12 protein-coding genes are annotated in these 15,514 nt (G+C 72.1%); 3 read left to right on the top strand and 9 right to left on the bottom strand.

What is annotated here, in order from left to right; all coding sequences use genetic code 11:
• Nucleotides 1-17: 17 nt before the first annotated feature.
• Entirely contained in the window at nucleotides 18-752 is a 735-nt protein-coding gene (locus tag ACYF6T_RS15605) for a DUF4142 domain-containing protein (RefSeq protein ID WP_461697111.1), read from the bottom strand.
• Nucleotides 753-1,008: 256 nt separating this feature from the next.
• On the opposite strand from ACYF6T_RS15605, the gene ACYF6T_RS15600 reads away from it, so the two are divergent.
• Complete coding sequence (locus tag ACYF6T_RS15600) at nucleotides 1,009-1,695, top strand: DUF6445 family protein (protein ID WP_461696784.1); 687 nt, start codon at nucleotides 1,009-1,011, stop codon at nucleotides 1,693-1,695.
• Nucleotides 1,696-1,705: 10 nt separating this feature from the next.
• Here the strand turns inward: ACYF6T_RS15600 and ACYF6T_RS15595 are convergent, their stop codons facing one another.
• The 8 genes from ACYF6T_RS15595 to pstC all read right to left on the bottom strand — a co-directional run bounded on the left by ACYF6T_RS15595 (nucleotide 1,706) and on the right by pstC (nucleotide 12,716).
• Nucleotides 1,706-2,071, bottom strand: a complete 366-nt coding sequence (locus ACYF6T_RS15595) for a DUF6479 family protein (protein WP_461696782.1) — start codon at nucleotides 2,069-2,071, stop codon at nucleotides 1,706-1,708.
• Nucleotides 2,072-2,134: 63 nt separating this feature from the next.
• Entirely contained in the window at nucleotides 2,135-2,899 is a 765-nt protein-coding gene (locus ACYF6T_RS15590; RefSeq protein WP_461697109.1) for a phosphate ABC transporter ATP-binding protein, read from the bottom strand.
• Between the two features lie 97 nt (nucleotides 2,900-2,996).
• Complete coding sequence (locus ACYF6T_RS15585) at nucleotides 2,997-3,887, bottom strand: sortase (protein WP_461696781.1); 891 nt, start codon at nucleotides 3,885-3,887, stop codon at nucleotides 2,997-2,999.
• 96 nt (nucleotides 3,888-3,983) lie between these two features.
• Nucleotides 3,984-5,981, bottom strand: a complete 1,998-nt coding sequence (locus ACYF6T_RS15580; protein ID WP_461696779.1) for an Ig-like domain repeat protein — start codon at nucleotides 5,979-5,981, stop codon at nucleotides 3,984-3,986.
• 226 nt (nucleotides 5,982-6,207) lie between these two features.
• Nucleotides 6,208-8,817 carry a hypothetical protein gene (locus ACYF6T_RS15575; protein WP_461696777.1) on the bottom strand — a complete coding sequence of 870 codons (2,610 nt, stop codon included), beginning with the start codon at nucleotides 8,815-8,817 and terminating at the stop codon, nucleotides 6,208-6,210.
• Nucleotides 8,817-10,457 (bottom strand): phosphate ABC transporter substrate-binding protein PstS, encoded by a 1,641-nt coding sequence (gene pstS, locus ACYF6T_RS15570; RefSeq protein ID WP_461696775.1) that lies wholly within the window; start codon nucleotides 10,455-10,457, stop codon nucleotides 8,817-8,819. Before pstS ends, ACYF6T_RS15575 begins: the two co-directional genes overlap by 1 nt.
• Nucleotides 10,457-11,692 carry a phosphate ABC transporter permease PstA gene (gene pstA, locus ACYF6T_RS15565; protein ID WP_461696774.1) on the bottom strand — a complete coding sequence of 412 codons (1,236 nt, stop codon included), beginning with the start codon at nucleotides 11,690-11,692 and terminating at the stop codon, nucleotides 10,457-10,459. The genes pstS and pstA overlap by 1 nt, the downstream gene beginning before the upstream one ends.
• 1 nt (nucleotide 11,693) lies before the next feature.
• Nucleotides 11,694-12,716, bottom strand: coding sequence for a phosphate ABC transporter permease subunit PstC (gene pstC / locus ACYF6T_RS15560; RefSeq protein ID WP_461696772.1), 1,023 nt, complete (start codon nucleotides 12,714-12,716; stop codon nucleotides 11,694-11,696).
• Between the two features lie 241 nt (nucleotides 12,717-12,957).
• On the opposite strand from pstC, the gene ACYF6T_RS15555 reads away from it, so the two are divergent.
• Together ACYF6T_RS15555 and ACYF6T_RS15550 are read left to right on the top strand one after the other, a co-directional pair.
• Nucleotides 12,958-13,347 carry a luciferase domain-containing protein gene (locus ACYF6T_RS15555; protein WP_461696770.1) on the top strand — a complete coding sequence of 130 codons (390 nt, stop codon included), beginning with the start codon at nucleotides 12,958-12,960 and terminating at the stop codon, nucleotides 13,345-13,347.
• Between the two features lie 182 nt (nucleotides 13,348-13,529).
• Nucleotides 13,530-15,494 carry a YncE family protein gene (locus ACYF6T_RS15550; protein ID WP_461696768.1) on the top strand — a complete coding sequence of 655 codons (1,965 nt, stop codon included), beginning with the start codon at nucleotides 13,530-13,532 and terminating at the stop codon, nucleotides 15,492-15,494.
• The last annotated feature ends 20 nt before the right edge of the window (nucleotides 15,495-15,514 follow it).

Genomic DNA, 15,514 nt, shown 5'->3' with positions numbered 1-15,514 from the left:
GGACCCGGTGAAGCCGATCACCCCACGGTCGGGCTGGGACTGGGGGTGGCGGAGCTGGAGCTCTCGCCGGGCAGGACCGGGGGCTGGGTGGTGCTGTCCACCGGCGGGGTCAGCACCACCTGCGGCTGGCCCCCCGCCGGGGGCGGCGGGGTCAGGTCCGAGGCGGGCAGCTTCGGCGGGGTCGTCTCCTGGAAGAGGACCTGGTCGAAGTTGACCAGCCCGGTCTGCTCCATGACCGTGATGTGGTCCAGCACGGTCGCGTTGGCCTGGTCGGCCAGGGTCCGCACCACGGAGTTCTCGGTCGTCGAGCGGATCTTCGCGATGGTGTTGAAGATCGAACCGTGCGTCACCCGCAGGATGTTGGCGAAGTCGGTGTCGAACTGCTTGCCGCTGTCCGCCTTGAGCGTGTTGACGAAACCCTGCTGCTGGGGGCTGGGCAGGTTGGGGATCGTGATGTTGAGCATCGTGGAGATCTTGCGGCAGCTGGCGTCCAGCGCCGCGTGCCCGTCGATCAGGTGCTTGCTGGCGGTCTTCACCGCGGCGCTCTGGCCCTTCTGCAGGCCCAGCTGCCCCACGGGGTACTCCCACAGTCCCGCGGCCCGCACCTTGACCACGAAGTCCCGGTCCGCCTCCGTCAGCGGTCCCCACTGCGTCTGCGCGATGACCCGCGACCCCGAGCTGGAGGTGGTGCTGACCCCGAGCATCGAGGGGTAGGCGAGAGCGGCGAGAGTGAGACTGAGGGCTCCGCCCACGAAGAGCGTTCCCGTCGCGTTCCGCGAAAAGCGCACCGTGCCTCCTGCCCGGTCGGGGGTCCCCGCCGGCGATCAGCGGGGTCGGACGGTGGGGAGTACGGATCCCGGCCCGGCGGGGAACCTTTTGATTTGGTAAAAAGTGGCCGGTGTGAGCCATGTCTCGGGTGCCGCGGCTTGGAAGGAGGCATGACAAGTTGACGGAACGTTGACCGCTTCACGGGAGAGTCGAGACGAACCCCTGACCTAGATTCGCCGCATGCCCCCACAGCCTGCCCCCAGGGTGCCCGCGGCCCTTCCCGTGCTGCCCTACCGCAAGCCCACCAAGGGCCGCGACTACTGGGTCCTCGACGACGTGCTGCCCGACGTGGACGCCGTACGCGCCCGCTGCCTGGCCAAGGACGACTGGGTCCAGGGCCACCCCTACACCTCGGAGACCTGGCCGGGCCTGCGCACCATGCCGGGGCTGGAGCCCGCCGAACTCGCCCGCGTCGAACGCCTGGTGAAGAAGGCGACCGGCGCGAAGGAGCTGTGGGTGCAGCAGGCGCCCGGCGGCGGCACCCTCAACCACAACTGCATCCAGGTCGTCGGCGAGGGGGAGAGCGAGCCCCGGCCGCACACCGACTCGCGGGCGCTGTGCCGGTACGCGGCCGTGCTCTACCTCAACCCGGACGTCCCCAAGGACTGCGGCACCGCCTTCTACCGCCAGTCGCTGCCCGGCGGCCGGCTCGGCGGCAACATCGTGCAGGCCCCGCACAACAACCTCGTCGAGGCGCTCGGCACGCGGTTCGTGCCCGGGGACCACTTCGAGGAGGACGTACGGGTCCCGCACAAGTACAACCGTCTCCTCCTCTACCACGCCAACCTCGTGCACAGCGCGACCGGTTACACCGGCCGCACGCTGGAGGAGAAGCGGATGACCGCGGTCTTCTTCTGGATGGCCTGAGCCCCGCGGCTCACCGCAGTCCCAGGCCGCCGCTGCCGAAGGAGCCGCTGGAGCCGGGCATCCAGCGCCGGCGCCGCTGGTCCTTTCCCGTCCGGCTGGGCGTGGGGTGCAGTTCGTAGGGCATCAGCCGCCGCTCGCCGTCCACGGGCACCTCGTCCGGTTCGCGCACCTCGCGCGCCTCGCGGACGGCACCGCCGTCGGGCAGGTGGGGCTGTTCGGTGGGCAGGGGCCGCGGCAGTTCCCGGTCGCGCACCCGCATGCCGTACCAGAAGGCCCAGATCAGGGCACCAGCGATGATCAGGCCACCGACGAAGGCGACGATCACGTTGCGAATCTCGATCGACGTGGCCGCCATGACAAACGTCGCGGTACTCATGGGGTGATTATCGCCCCAAACGCCGTGAAGCGGGAGGTCGGGCGCGGCGGGCCGTCCGGCCGCTCAGCCGAAGCGGCCCGCCACGTAGTCCGCGGTGCGCGGGTCGCTCGGGGCGCCGAAGACGTCGCTCGTGGGCCCCGCCTCGACGATCCCGCCCGGGGTGCCCTGCTCGGCCAGGAAGAAGGCGCACTGCTGGGAGACGCGGGCCGCCTGCTGCATGTTGTGGGTGACGATGACGACCGTGACCTGCCCGGCCAGCTCCTGGATCGTCTCCTCCACGCGCCGGGTGGAGGTGGGGTCCAGCGCCGAGCAGGGCTCGTCCATCAGCAGCACCCGGGGGCGTACCGCCAGGGCGCGGGCGATGCACAGGCGCTGCTGCTGGCCGCCGGAGAGCGCGCCGCCGGGCTTGCGCAGACGGTCGCGGACCTCCTTCCACAGGCCGGCGCGGGTCAGCGACTCCTCCACCAGCTCGTCCTTCTCGCGGCGGCCCGCCCGGGTGCCGGTCAGCCGCAGGCCCGCCACCACGTTGTCGTAGATCGACATCGCCGGGAAGGGGTTGGGCTTCTGGAAGACCATGCCGATACGGCGGCGCGCGTCCGTCAGCCGCCAGGACGGGGCGTAGACGTCCTCGCCCTCGAAGAGCACCTCGCCGCCGAACCGGGCCGCCGGGATCAGCTCGTGCATCCGGTTGAGGGTGCGCAGGAACGTCGACTTGCCGCAGCCCGAGGGGCCGATGAGCGCGGTGACCCGGCCCGCCGGCATGGTCAGCGAGACCCGGCTGAGCACCTGGTGCCCGCCGAACCAGGCCGAGACGGCGCGGGCCTCCAGGGTGGCGGGCGCGGCGGCGCCGGCCGGTGGCAGGGTCACCGTGTCGGTCAGGGGGTCGACGGCGGGGACGGTCACTGATTCGCTCACTTGGGACACCTCACAGCAGGTTCGGCAGGAGTTCGGTGGTGCGGGTGGCGACCTGGAGGCCCAGCACCGCGACGAGCGGCGCGCAGACGATCCACGTCTGGTGCCGGCCCCAGCGGTGCCAGGCCCACACGGCGGCGACGGCGGCCAGCAGCAGCGCCTGCAGCCACATCACCAGCGGCCAGGGGACGCCGGACGGGCGGGCCAGCGGCTCCTCGGAGTCCGGGAGCGTGCCCGCCCGGATGACCGCCGACGGCGTCTGGAAGGGGGCGGAGACCAGGTCGGCGTCGACCCGCAGGACACCGGACGGCATGAAGCGCGGCCCGGTGGCGGTGACCAGAACCAGACGTCCCTTGCCGGCGGCGAGCGCGCCGGGCGCCGGGTCGCCGGCCCGCCGTACGCCGGCCACCTCGTAGGTCGCCCGGCCCTGGCCGGTGGTCACGGTGAAGCGGTCGCCCGCGGCGAGCGAGCCCAGCCTCCCGAAGGGACCGCCGTAGGCCGCCGCGCGGCCCATGAGCACGCTGGTGCCCGCCTGGCCCGGCATCGGGGTGTCGCGGCGGTGGCCGGGACCGCCGGTCAGGACGGAGGAGTCGGTGCCCTCCAGGACGACCTGGCTCAGCCCCAGCCGGGGAACGTCGATGAGGGCGACCGGCGTGCCGGGCGCGAGCAGCCTGCCCTGCGCGTCGGTCTGCGCCACCGGGGCGGTGCCCAGGGCGAGTTGATTGCGCAGGTCGTCGAAGGCGGCGTGCTGCGCGGAGTGTTCCTGGACGCCGCTGACCAGCAGCAGCTGTGCGGTGATGCCGAGCAGCAGGGCGGCCAGGGTCAGCAGACCGCCCCGGGCGAGGTGGCGGACGGCGGTGACGCCCGGCACGCGCGGGAGCGTGAGTGTTACGGCGACCGTCACGGCGGCCCGCCTCCTTCGCGAGTCGGTGAGGGGATGGCCGTACGGCCGGGGAGACCTCTCCCTCAAGGGATCTCCCCGGCCGCCGGGACCGGGTGATCAGGTGGACTTGATGGTGAAGTCGGCGCCGGACTTGGCGTTGACCGTGGACGAGCCCGCGTAGGAGGCGTGCAGGACGTGCTTGCCCTTGCTCAGCTTCGGCAGGGTGAGGGTCACCTTGCCGCCGCTCAGCGTGCCGGTGGCGAGCAGCTTGGTGCCTTCGTAGATCTTCACCGTGCCGCCGGGCGTGGTGCCGGTCGCGGTGACCTTGACGGTGACCTTGGCGTGCGCGGTGTGGCTGACCGAGGCGGGGGCCGTGGTGGTGACGGTCGGCGTCGCCTTGGTGATCTTCAGGCTGAGGCTCGTCGAGGACGCGTACAGCTTGCTGGTGCCGGGGTAGGACACGGTCAGCGCGTGCGTGGCGACCTTGAGGTGGTTCGGCAGCGCGACGGTGACCTTGCCGGAGCCGTCCAGGGTGCCGGTGCCGAGGACCGTGGAGCCCTCCTTCACGGTGACCTTGCCGGTCGGGGCGACGCCGTGGCTGCCGGCGACGGTGACGGCGACCTTCGGGGTCTTGCCGTAGGCGGTGGTGGAGGTGGTCGCGGTCGTGGTGCTCCTGTACTTGACCGTGCCGGCCCAGTTCGCCGCCGCGCCGGTGCCGCTGAGGTTGGCGCCGGCGACCGTGGCGGAGTACTTGCCGATCGCGAGGCCGGTGAAGCTGACCGACGTGGTGGTGGCCGGCACGTCCTTGACGGCGGCGACGGCGCCGTCCGCGTCGTACAGCGTGACGCGGTAGTCCGTCAGCGGCAGCGCGGTCGCGGCCGGGGCGGTCCAGCTCAGCTTCAGGCTCTTGTCGCCCGGCGTGGCCTTCAGGGCGGGCGCGGCCGGCACGCTCACGTCGAAGCCCGTGCCCTCCAGGCCGCCCTGCTTGGCGTGCTTGGCGAGGTTGACGGAGCCGTTGTAGGACTCGTTGACGAAGCCGAAGGAGGCGATGACCTTCTCGGCCGCGTCGGAGGCCAGTTCGGCGGTGTGGCTGCCGCTGGTGACGAAGACGTCGTAGAGGTCCTTGTCGAAGAAGACGCTCGTCGGGTCCACCGCCCGGGTCGGCACGACGTTGTAGACGTCACGGCCGAAGGTGGAGTTCTCGTAGTAGGCGTCGACGGGCGTGAGCTTGCCGTTGACCGTGGTCACCGGGCTGGTCGCGCCGCCGGTGTCGCCCGGGAGCTGGATGGCCGCCAGGTGACCGCCGCCGGCCGCCGAGGACTTGCTGTAGTCGGGGGCCACGCCGTTGTTCTGGGCGATCCAGCTGCCGACCGAGAACGGCACGAGCGCGCCGTCCTCGGTGAGGGCGGCGTTGCCCTGGTTCTCCTGGACGACCGTGACGCCCGGGGCGAGGTCGGCGTCCTTCAGTCCGATCGCGTTCAGGAAGAACTTGCGGGTGCCCGAGCCGGACTGCGGGATCCTCGGGTGCACGGTCTGGCCGTTCACCGTGGTGAGGGTGCCGTTGTAGATGTCGTGCAGCTGGTCCACGGTCAGCGTGTCCAGCCCCGAGCCGCGCACCGCCACGCCCACGGCGTCGCGCGCCATCGGGATGTAGGTGAGGGCGGTGCCCTGGTTGGAGGGGGCGCCGGAGGAGCGGGCGAAGTCGACCTGGCCCTTGATGGAGACGCCGGAGGAGTCCGGGTACGCCTCGCCCGTCAGCGACTTGGTCAGGGCGATACGGCCGTTGCCGGAGCCGTTCGGGCGCAGGAAGGACGGGCCGCCGCTGCGGGTGGTGATGGCCGACGTGGTCGAGCCGGTGCCGGGCTCGATCGCGTCGTAGGAGGCGATGCCCGCGCCGGAGGCCGACTTCACGGCGGTGGCGGAGTAGCCGATGCCGTTGACGGTGTCGCCGGCGAGGGCGTTGAGCACGTCCTGCGTGGTGTCGGAACCCACGCCGACCAGCTGGCGGAAGGTCCCGGCGGGGGTGGGATCGGCGTGCGCCGGGCCGGCGAGGGCCAGGCCGCCGGTCACCACGGCTGCGGCGACCATGGCCGCCGTGGAGCGCGTTGTGCGCATCGAGGTCTCCGTGAGTGTGCGAAGGGGTGGATCTGGCAGGGTGGTGCGAGCCGTCCGCCCCGACTGCCTTTCGGGGCGGGCGGCCGTTCGTGGGAGCACGGGCCCCGCGGGGACCGGCTCGGTCGAGGGGTGCGGGCCGGTCAGGGGCCCGCGCCGGCGGGCGGACGGTGCACGGGTCCGGCTCCCGCCGGTGGCCCGGCGCGCGTCCCGGCCCGTGGCACGGCCCTCACCCCCGGTCCCGTGTCAGCAGCCCGCGCAGCCGCCTGAGGAGCGTGGCGTCCGGTACGAGGGTCACCGTGCGCCCGCCCGGCAGGGGCAGCCGCAGCGGCAGGCGCAGGCGGCTGCCGCCCGCGAAGGGGGCGCCCGCGCCGGCCAGGGCGCCGAGGGCCGCGCCGGCCGGGACGGCGTAGCGCAGCGGGTTGGCCGGGTCGGCGGGCGTGTCGCCGCCGGCCGTGGTCTGCACGGCCTGCCCGCCGCCGTACGACGCCCTCGCGCTCGGCGTGGCGCTCGCCTGCGCGGTCGTGGGGCCCGTGCCGTCGCCGGCCGCCGTACCGCTCGTCCCGTCGCCGCCGGCACCCGTGCCGGTGGTGCCGGAGCCACCGCTGCTGGTGCCGCCGGAGGCGTCGGCGGTCGGGCCGGTGTAGTGCAGCAGCGCCTGGGCGGCGCGGGCGGTGCGCTCGCGCAGGGACGCCGGCAGCGGGGCGTACCCGGCGGGCAGGCGGCCCGGGTCGGCGCCGCTGACCTGGCCGCTGCCCGCCGCGTACCGCAGCAGGGCCGCGTAGTCCTTGCGGGCGTCGCTCTTCAGCTTGGCCGGGCGCACCGCCGCGTACACCAGCTGGGCCAGCGGGTAGGCGTCCTTGGCCTTCGCGCCGGCCGGGGTGATCTCGGCGACGGGCTTGCCGGTGGCGCTCTTCGCGGCGGCGGTCAGGGACGCGGTGGTGGGGGCGACGAACGTGCCCGCCGCGTTGCGCAGCCGCGCGGTCTGCAGGCCGTAGCGGGCCGCCGAGGCCGCGTCGGTGACGGTGATGACGAAGCGGGAGCCGACGGTCTGCGGGCCGGGGCTCTTGAAGGCGGGCGGGTCGGCGAGCGCGTCCCAGCTCGACTTCCACAGGGTGTCCGTGCGCCGGGTGTGCAGGGCGCCGGCGTGCATGTTGTCGACGTACGGGTGGAAGTCGGTCATGCACTGCCGGAGCGTGGCGCCGGTGCCGGGCGGGACCGTGCACCAGGGGTCGCTCTTGGGGTAGTCGTCCAGGGCCGACGGGTCGAAGGCGATGCCGGACGGGTTCAGGTCGGCGTTGGTGCTGTAGTACGGGTTGACCCGCATCCCGTAGTCGTCGGGGACGCCGGCCAGGAACTGCCGGGCCTCCTTGTCGGAGACGATCCACTGCCACAGCGCGCGGGCGGTGTCCGTGTGGCCGAGGGAGGTCATCAGGTCGGTGTCGGTGGCGGGCGTCTCGGAGACCGACAGATACGCGAACTCCGGGTTGAGGGCGGTGAACTCGGGGTCGCTCGCCAGGCCGGCCGGGTTGCTCTTCGCCCAGCCGTAGCCCTTGGCGGCGGTGCCGTTGATCACCGCGCCCCAGGGCGAGTTGCGGTACGACTCGGTGAGCAGCTTGGCGACCAGGCGCGGGGTCAGCCGGATCGACTGGACCTTGGTGCCGGCGAGTTTGTCGACGGAGTCGGGTGCGTCGGAGCGCGGTCTTCGCTCGATGGTGAAGCCGATGACCGCCCCGGAGAGCGCGACGGGCGCGTACGTCGTGGTGTCCGAGGGCGCGGCCGAACTCGCGTCGGCGCCCAACGCCCGTGTGGTGAGGGCCAGTCCGGAGGAGCCGTCGTTGCTCAGCCGGGCGCGGGCGTCGGGCTCGCCGAGCTCGGTGTAGCCGTACACCGTCCCGCTCGGGCACAGGGCCGCCTGCCAGCTGGTCATGACGTCCGCGGCCAGTTCGCTGCCCGTGGTCGGGCGCTCCTCGGCGCCCAGGGAGCAGTTGGCGCCGACCGAGTTGAAGTGCAGCGGGATGGCGATCCGGTTGGCCCAGTTGGTGGAGGACACGGGGGAGCCCGCGTTGACCTGGCTGGTGTCGGCGTACGGCCTGCCGTCCAGGTCGAGGTGACCCTGCGGCACGATCACCAGCCAGCAGTCCCGCGGCCTGGTGACGCCGTCGGTGGTGACGGGGGCGCCGCAGCCGAGGTGCGGGGCCTCGTTGGCGGTCTGCACCTCGAAGTACTCCGTGCCGGTGCCGTCGGCGCCGGTGCGGGCGAAGTCGACCTCGTTGGTGGTGTTGTGGTTGAAGAACGGGTTGTTCTGGGTGTTGGTGGTGACCGTCGTGCCGTCCACCGACTTGAAGGGGACCTCGCCCGGAGCGTTGGGGTTGGCGGCTCCGTAGCGGTTGTCCTGGCCGTAGTTGGTGGGGTCGGCGCTGTAGAAGACCTTGCGGGAGTCGTCGTAGTCGTTGCCCGGCCAGCTGCCCCGGTCGGTGGTCGGGGAGGCGCCGTACTGGCACTGGGTGCGCGGCGGGCCGGGGTTGGACGGGACCGTGCCGTCGTCGTCGCCCCAGCACTGCATGATCTGCACGAAGTCCGTGTCGAACTGCGTGCCCGCGAAGGTGGTCGGGGTGCCGCCGGTCCAGGAGACCGTGACGGCCTGGCTGGTGAGGTGGCTGGTCTGGGAGACCGTGAACCTCATGTCCTTGAACTCGCCGCGTCCCGGGACGGTGACGGCGGAGTCGGCGCTCGCGGCGGTCGCCGGCGGTGCGGCCTGGGCGACCGCGAGGCCGGCGAGGGCGCCGACGGTGGCCCCGGCGGCGATCCGCAGCAGCAGCCGGCGTACGCGCGTCATCACTTGCCTCCGTCCGAGGAACGGCCGCCGACCAGGCGGGAGACGAGCGAGGGCAGCAGGATCAGGCCGGCGATCAGGACGACGGCCAGCAGCATCAGCGTCTGCGTGCCGGTCCAGCCGTGCCGGGCGGCCACGGCGACCGGCTGGGCGAGGGCGACGGTGCCGCCGGCGGTGGCGGCGGCACCGTCGCCCGTGCCGTCGGGGGAGACGGTCTGGCCGGTGTCCGGGTCGACCGAGGGCCGGGCGCCGGAGCCGGTGCCGTCGCCGGCCGCGCTGCCGGTGCCGCCGGCCGCCGTGCCGGTGCCGGAGCCGCCGGAGGTGCCGCCGCCGGAGCCGCTGCCCGAACCCCCGCTGCCGGAGCTGGACTTGGCGCCGCCGCTGCCCGAGGTGCAGGGCGCGGCGCCCTTCTTGTCGCAGGCCGCCGGGTAGGGGGCCGTCTCGGCGAGCTTGTTGCGGCCGGAGGTGGTGAAGGTCGGGTTGTTGCAGTTCCTGATGTTGATGTTCTGCGCCTGGACGCCCGGGATGCGGCGGATCTGGTCGAAGCCCGCCTGCACCAGGTTGATCGGCAGCGGCGAGTAGCCCAGGTCGGGGGCCTGTTGCTGGCCCTGGCACATGAAGTAGTAGGAGAACGCGCCCAGCGTCTTGCCCTTGGCCTTGGTGAAGGTGCCCTGCACCTTCAGCGGCAGGATCATGTACGAGTAGCTGGAGAGCGGGTAGTTGCGGCGGTCGGTGTCGTTGTAGACGCCGTCGAGCTGCTGGGTGAGGTAGTCCGGCGAGCTCTTGTCGGTGTCGATCTTCGCCTTGAGCAGCGAGACCGCCACGTTCTGCGGGGTCGGCTCGGTGTAGTAGCCCGCGTGGTTGAGGACCTTGGCGACCGGATAGTGGGCGTTGAGGGCGTAGGAGTAGTTGACGTAACCGATCGCGCCCTCGCCGTAGTTCTGCGCGACGTAGCCCGCGACGCCGAGGTCGCCGGACTGGGCGATCATGCCGGAGACGGTGGGGTAGTACGAGGTCTGGCCGCACGCGCCCGAGCGGCCGACCTTGGCGCAGTACGCCTGCCACAGCGCCTTGTGCTGGTTGGCCATCCACATCGTGAACTGGGCGGTGGAGCCGGAGCCGTCGGAGCGGACGACGGGGACGATGGTGCGGTGCGGGAGCTGCAGGCCGGGGTTGTCGGCCTTGATGGCCGGGTCGTCCCAGGTCCTGACGGAGCCCGTGAAGATCTTCGTCACCACGTCTCCGGAGAGGCGGAGGTTGGTGACGCGCTTGCCGTTGACGGTGAGGTGGTACATGAAGACGGTGCCGCCGGCGACGATCGGCATGTAGGCGTACGACCCCGTGGCCGGGCGCTCGGCCGCGCTGCCGTCGGTGGGGTGGGTCTGGAAGGGGATGTCGGAGACCGCGAAGTCGACGGTGCCGGAGAGGAACTGACGGCGGCCGTCGGAGGAACCGGTGCCGGCGTAGCTGATGCGCATGCCGTACTGGTTGACCGCGCGGCGCCATTCGTCGACGGCGTTCTCGGCCCAGGTGGAGCCGGCGCCGGCGATGGGGGTGTAGGTGTCGGCGCTTGCGGGGGTGGCTGTGGTGAGGATGCCTATGAGCGCGGCCAGGATGCCGAGCCGCCTGAGGGCGTTGATCATCAGTGACGATCTCCGTTGTCGGGTGCGGGTTCGTTGTGGCCGGTCGCGCAGTTCCCCGCGCCCCTGAGGGCGTTGAGCTCGGCGTACCTCTCCCTGTCCCGTCGGGACGCGCGGTCTGATCTGCGGGCCTGGCGTCTGCTCTGGTGGCCCGGCCCCCTCCCCCCGATCACCCGCGCGATCGCGAACAGGACCAGGACCAGGGCCATCAGGACCGCCGCCGCGCCGAAGCCGCGCGCGATCATCGTCGGCTCGGGGGAGCGGACGAAGTTGAAGACGGCCAGGGGGAGGGAGATCATCGGGCCGTCGGTGGGGTTGGCGTTCAGGGCCGCCGTGAAGCCCGCCGTGAGGAGGACGGGGGACGTCTCGCCGATGCCCCGCGCCGTGCCGAGGATGACCGCCGTCGCCAGCCCGGAGCGTGCCGTCGGCAGGACCACGTGCCACACCGTCCGCCAGCGCGGTGCGCCGAGGGCCTCGGCCGCCTCCGTCAGCGTGCCGGGCACCAGGCGCAGTACGACGTCCGCCGCCCGGACGACGATCGGCAGCATCATCACGCTGATCGCGAACCCGGCGGCCAGCCCCGACTTCTGCAGGCCGAGGCCGAGGATCCAGGTCGCGTACACCATCAGCCCGGCGACGATCGAGGGCAGCGCGGTCATCGCCTCCACGATCGTGCGGACGAAACGGGAGAAGCGGCCGGGGATCTGGTTCAGGTACACCGCGCAGGCCAGGCCCAGCGGCACGGTGATCGTCAGCGCGATGGTGATCATCAGCAGCGTGCCGAGCATGGCGTGCGCGATGCCGCCGTGGGTCAGCGGGTCCAGCGGGCCCGCCGCCTGCATGTCCTGGGTGAAGAAGTTGCCGTGCGGCAGCGCCTCACGGCCGCGCCAGGCGGTGAAGCCGACGACCGAGGCGAGGGCGCTGAACAGCAGCAGGGCCGCCGTCCACAGCACGACGGTCATCACCCGGTCCCGTACCGCCTGCGCGTCCTCCTCCAGGGCGGTCAGCGCCGCGTAGACCGCGAGGAAGGCGGCGTACGCGGTGACGGCGAAGCCCAACGGGCCCGAGAACGGCGCCAGTTCACCGAACAGGAGCACGGCGACGCAGATCCCGGAGGTCGCCGCGCCGAGCAGGGACAAGACGCCGGAGCGGGTGGCGCCGCCGATGCGGCGCGGGAGGTCCGGCGGTTGCGGGGCGACCGTGCCGGTCGCCGGCGTGAGCTCTTCCACGACGGTCATCTCATGCCTCGCTCTGCGCGCCGGACCGGGAGCGGGCCACGATGGAGGAGGCGGTGAAGTTGACCGCCAGGGTGAGCAGGAACAGCGCCAGGCCCGCCGCCATCAGCGCCGACATCCCGAAGGTGGAGGCATCGCCGTAGTGCAGGGCGATGAGGGAGGAGACGGAGTTGGAGCCGGTCTGCAGGAGGTGCGGCTGGATGACGAAGACCGGCGAGATGATCATGTAGACGGCGATCGTCTCGCCCATCGCCCGCCCGAGCCCGAGCATCGTGCCGCCGATGATCCCGCCCATGCCGTAGGGCAGGACGACCGTGCGGATCATCCCCCAGCGGGTGGCGCCCAGCGCGTACGCGCCCTCCCGCTCGCCCGCCGGCGCCTGCGTGAACACCTCGCGCATCACCGAGCACTGGATCGGCGCGACCATCAGCGCGACCACGAGCCCGGCGACGAAGGTGGAGGCGGTGTAGACGCTGGTGGAGGCGAGCGGCTCACCCGGCTGGGTGCCGTCGACCCGGAACGGCGGGATCCAGCCGAACCAGTCGGACAGCCAGCGGGAGAGCCCGATGACGTGCTGCTGGAAGAAGAACAGCCCCCACAGCCCGTACACCACCGACGGCACGGCCGCCATCAGGTCGACCATGGTGACCAGCGTGCGGCGCAGGCCGCGCGGGGCCACGTCGGAGATGAACAGGGCGGTGCCCACGGCCAGCGGCACCGAGACCACCACGGCGACCCCGGCGATCAGCAGGGTGCCGGTGAGGACGGCGGCGATGCCGAACCGGTGGACGTCGGGCTGCCATTCGGCGGTGGTGAGGAAGTCGAGGACGCCCACGGCGCGCAGCGCCTGAGCCGCCCTCAGCAGCAGGAACAGCCCCACGGCCGCCATCACGGCGAGGACCGCGACGCCGGTGGCCGTCAGCTGGAGACGGAAGAGCCGGTCCCCGAGACCCCGGGCCGCGTCGGGCCGTCGGGCTTCGGGTCTGTCGGACTCCGGTCTGTCGGAGTCCGGTTGAGCGGACAGCACGTGCGCCCCCCAGGAGGAAACGGTTCGCCCCGCGCCGCCGGTCACAGGCGGCGCGGGGAGAGTCAATGGCCGGATGCTGTCGGCGCGAGGCGTCACATGTGGATGAATGGTGAACGATTCATGTCACTTCGGTGGGGCTGCTGTGGAGACCGGATGGGCGGCGCCGCTCCCATGCGTCTCCTACGGGTTACGAATCCCTCAATCTCTGGTGGCTGTGCGGTGATCGGCGCACCATGGGCGTATGACCCCGGTCCAGAGAGCCATGGCCCAGCTGGAGACATGGCCCGACCTCAGCCCGTGTCCGACGAGTTGCGGCACGGGCCGCGCGCTGCGCAGCACCCGCGAGGAGATCGTGCACTTCCACTCGGACCGCGATGTGGACCTCCATCTCACCGATCCGGCGATCCACCGGCTCCACTTCGACTTCGCCGAGTCCACCGCGATCCGCCTGGTGCCGGGCTCGCGCTGGGTGACCGTGCACATCGACTGCGAGGCCGACGCCGACCTGCTGCTCAGCCTGGTCAGCGTCGCCCTCAAGGCCCACCAGACCCGCTCCCCCTCCGGCGACTCCTCGGCCGCGCTGTGCAACTTCCGCCGGGTGACGGTGCTTCCGCGCGGCGAGGGCGACTGAGCCCGCAGGCGAGCCCCGTACGGCAAACCCTTTCCCAACTGTCACAGGCATGACATAGGCTTCACGCCGCAGCCGCGCCCCGCGCGTCGCCGCCGTCGAGCGGTCACGTCCGGGCGTTGCGCGGCGCTCTCGTCTGCCCGGTGACCACCGGGTTTCCTCGTGGGGGTATCAGTACTGTGCGCATGCGCAGCATCTCGACCGCGACGGCGTTCGCGGTCCTCTTCGGCTCGGCGGCGCTCGCCGTCGGCGCCGCGGGACCGGCGGCGGCCGACTCCGCCAGGGTCCTGTCGGTGAAGTCGGTCGGCGACATGGTCGTCGACGGCGTCCACCAGCGGGTCTACGTCTCCGACCCGACCAGCGGCACGATCGTCGTCACCGACTACTCGGGCGCCGTGAAGACGACCCTCACCGGGCTGCCCGGGGTGACGGGCCTGGCGCTGTCCGCCGACTCCGGGCTGCTGTACGCGGCCGTCAGGAACGACGACCGGATCGTGGCCGTCGACACGCAGACGGCCCAGCCGGCCGTCAGCTACCCGCTGGGCTCGGCCGAGCCGGCCGACCTGGAGATCGTGGACGGCCGCGTCTGGTTCTCCTACGGCACCGACTTCGGCTCGCTGGACGTCTCCGGCGCCGAGCCCGTCGTCCACCTCGCCCAGCGCGGGGACGTCGGCTTCTTCGGCGGCGACACGCTCCTGGCCGCCGACCCGGCCGTCCCGGGCGTCCTGGTCGCCGGCAACGGCGGCGACCTCGCGGTGTACGACGTCACGGCGGACGGCGCCACGCTGCGGACCAAGGGCAGCATGGACACCGGCGTGAAGCAGATCGACCTGACGCCGGACGGCAAGGAGGTGCTCACCTCGTGGGGCGCCCCGGAGTACGGCTACGGCATCGGCGCGTACGCGGCCACCGACCTGAGCAAGCAGACCGGCTACCCGATCGACGCCTACCCCAACGCCGTACGGATCGCGCCGGACGGCAGCGTCGCGGGCGGCAGCTTCTCCTGGTACGAGCCCGACGTCCACATCTACAAGCCCGGCGAGCAGAAGCCGGTGCGGGAGTACGACTTCCCCAACACCGGCACCAGCAGCGGCGCCGACACCCTGGTGGACGGCGCGCTGGCCTGGGCGCCGGACGGCAGCCGGCTGTTCGCCGTGTCGGAGAACGACCTCGGCACCTACACCCTGCGCGCGCTGACGGCCCCCACCAAGGAGCTGCCGACCCTCACGGTGTCGGCGCCCGCCACCGCGGAGCGCGCCAAGAAGCTCACCGTCACCGGCAAGCTGGCCTCCCGCACGCTCCTGCCGGCCGGCACCGCCCTGACGGTGACCCGCACGGACCTGGAGTCGCCGAACGGCAAGGCGCTGCCCGCCGTCACCACGAAGGCCGACGGCACCTTCTCCTTCACCGACACCCCGCCGGCCGGCGGCAAGGTCACCTACAAGGTGTCCTTCGCCGGTGACGCCGGCCATGCGGCGGCCACCGGCTCCGACGCGGTGCAGGTCTCCCGGCACGCGACCGCGCTGAGCCTGAACAACAACGGCAAGGTGTACGCGTACGGCAAGGACGTGAAGTTCACCGCGCACCTCGGCACCACGTACAAGAACCGCTCGGTCGAGATCTGGGCCGACCCGTTCGGCGCCGACAAGCCCAAGAAGCTGATCAAGGCCGGCAGGGTCGACTCCCACGGCAACATCTCCGCGTGGGTGGACATGACCCGGGACACGCAGGTCTCCGCGGTCTTCAAGGGCGACGCCCGCTACGCGCCCAAGACGGTCAAGTCCACGGCCTTCGCCAAGGTGAAGATCTCCGTCGCCGTCTCCCAGCACTACAAGACGGGCAAGATCGGCTCGCACACGTACTACTGGTTCCACAAGAACACCGACCCGGTGCTCACCACCACGATGACCTACTACCCGGGCCGCCAGCAGCGCTTCGACCTTCAGGTCTACTACGACGGCTCCTGGTACTCCACCGGCTCCGAGTACTTCCCGCTCGCCTCGAACGGCAAGTCCGCGGTGCGCCTGGGCGCCCCGGGCGAGTCCGGCATCCGGGCGCGGATGCGCTCGGTGTACGTCAACGGCTCCTCCGGCGACACCGTCAACACCACGACGTACGGCTCCTGGAAGTACCTGTACTTCTCCAACTAGCTCACGTCGGCTCCCACCGG

The organism is Streptomyces sp. 7R007, from assembly GCF_054850255.1.
This window is presented reverse-complemented; position numbering and strand designations above follow the sequence as displayed.

What these genes read in the sequence shown, in the direction of transcription:
- ACYF6T_RS15600 (WP_461696784.1), top strand. Translation starts at nt 1,009, where the DNA reads ATGCCCCCACAGCCTGCCCCCAGGGTGCCCGCGGCCCTTCCCGTGCTG.
- ACYF6T_RS15595 (WP_461696782.1), bottom strand. Translation starts at nt 2,071, where the DNA reads ATGAGTACCGCGACGTTTGTCATGGCGGCCACGTCGATCGAGATTCGC.
- ACYF6T_RS15580 (WP_461696779.1), bottom strand. Translation starts at nt 5,981, where the DNA reads ATGCGCACAACGCGCTCCACGGCGGCCATGGTCGCCGCAGCCGTGGTG.
- ACYF6T_RS15575 (WP_461696777.1), bottom strand. Translation starts at nt 8,817, where the DNA reads ATGACGCGCGTACGCCGGCTGCTGCTGCGGATCGCCGCCGGGGCCACC.
- pstS (WP_461696775.1), bottom strand. Translation starts at nt 10,457, where the DNA reads ATGATCAACGCCCTCAGGCGGCTCGGCATCCTGGCCGCGCTCATAGGC.
- pstA (WP_461696774.1), bottom strand. Translation starts at nt 11,692, where the DNA reads ATGACCGTCGTGGAAGAGCTCACGCCGGCGACCGGCACGGTCGCCCCG.
- ACYF6T_RS15555 (WP_461696770.1), top strand. Translation starts at nt 12,958, where the DNA reads ATGACCCCGGTCCAGAGAGCCATGGCCCAGCTGGAGACATGGCCCGAC.
- ACYF6T_RS15550 (WP_461696768.1), top strand. Translation starts at nt 13,530, where the DNA reads ATGCGCAGCATCTCGACCGCGACGGCGTTCGCGGTCCTCTTCGGCTCG.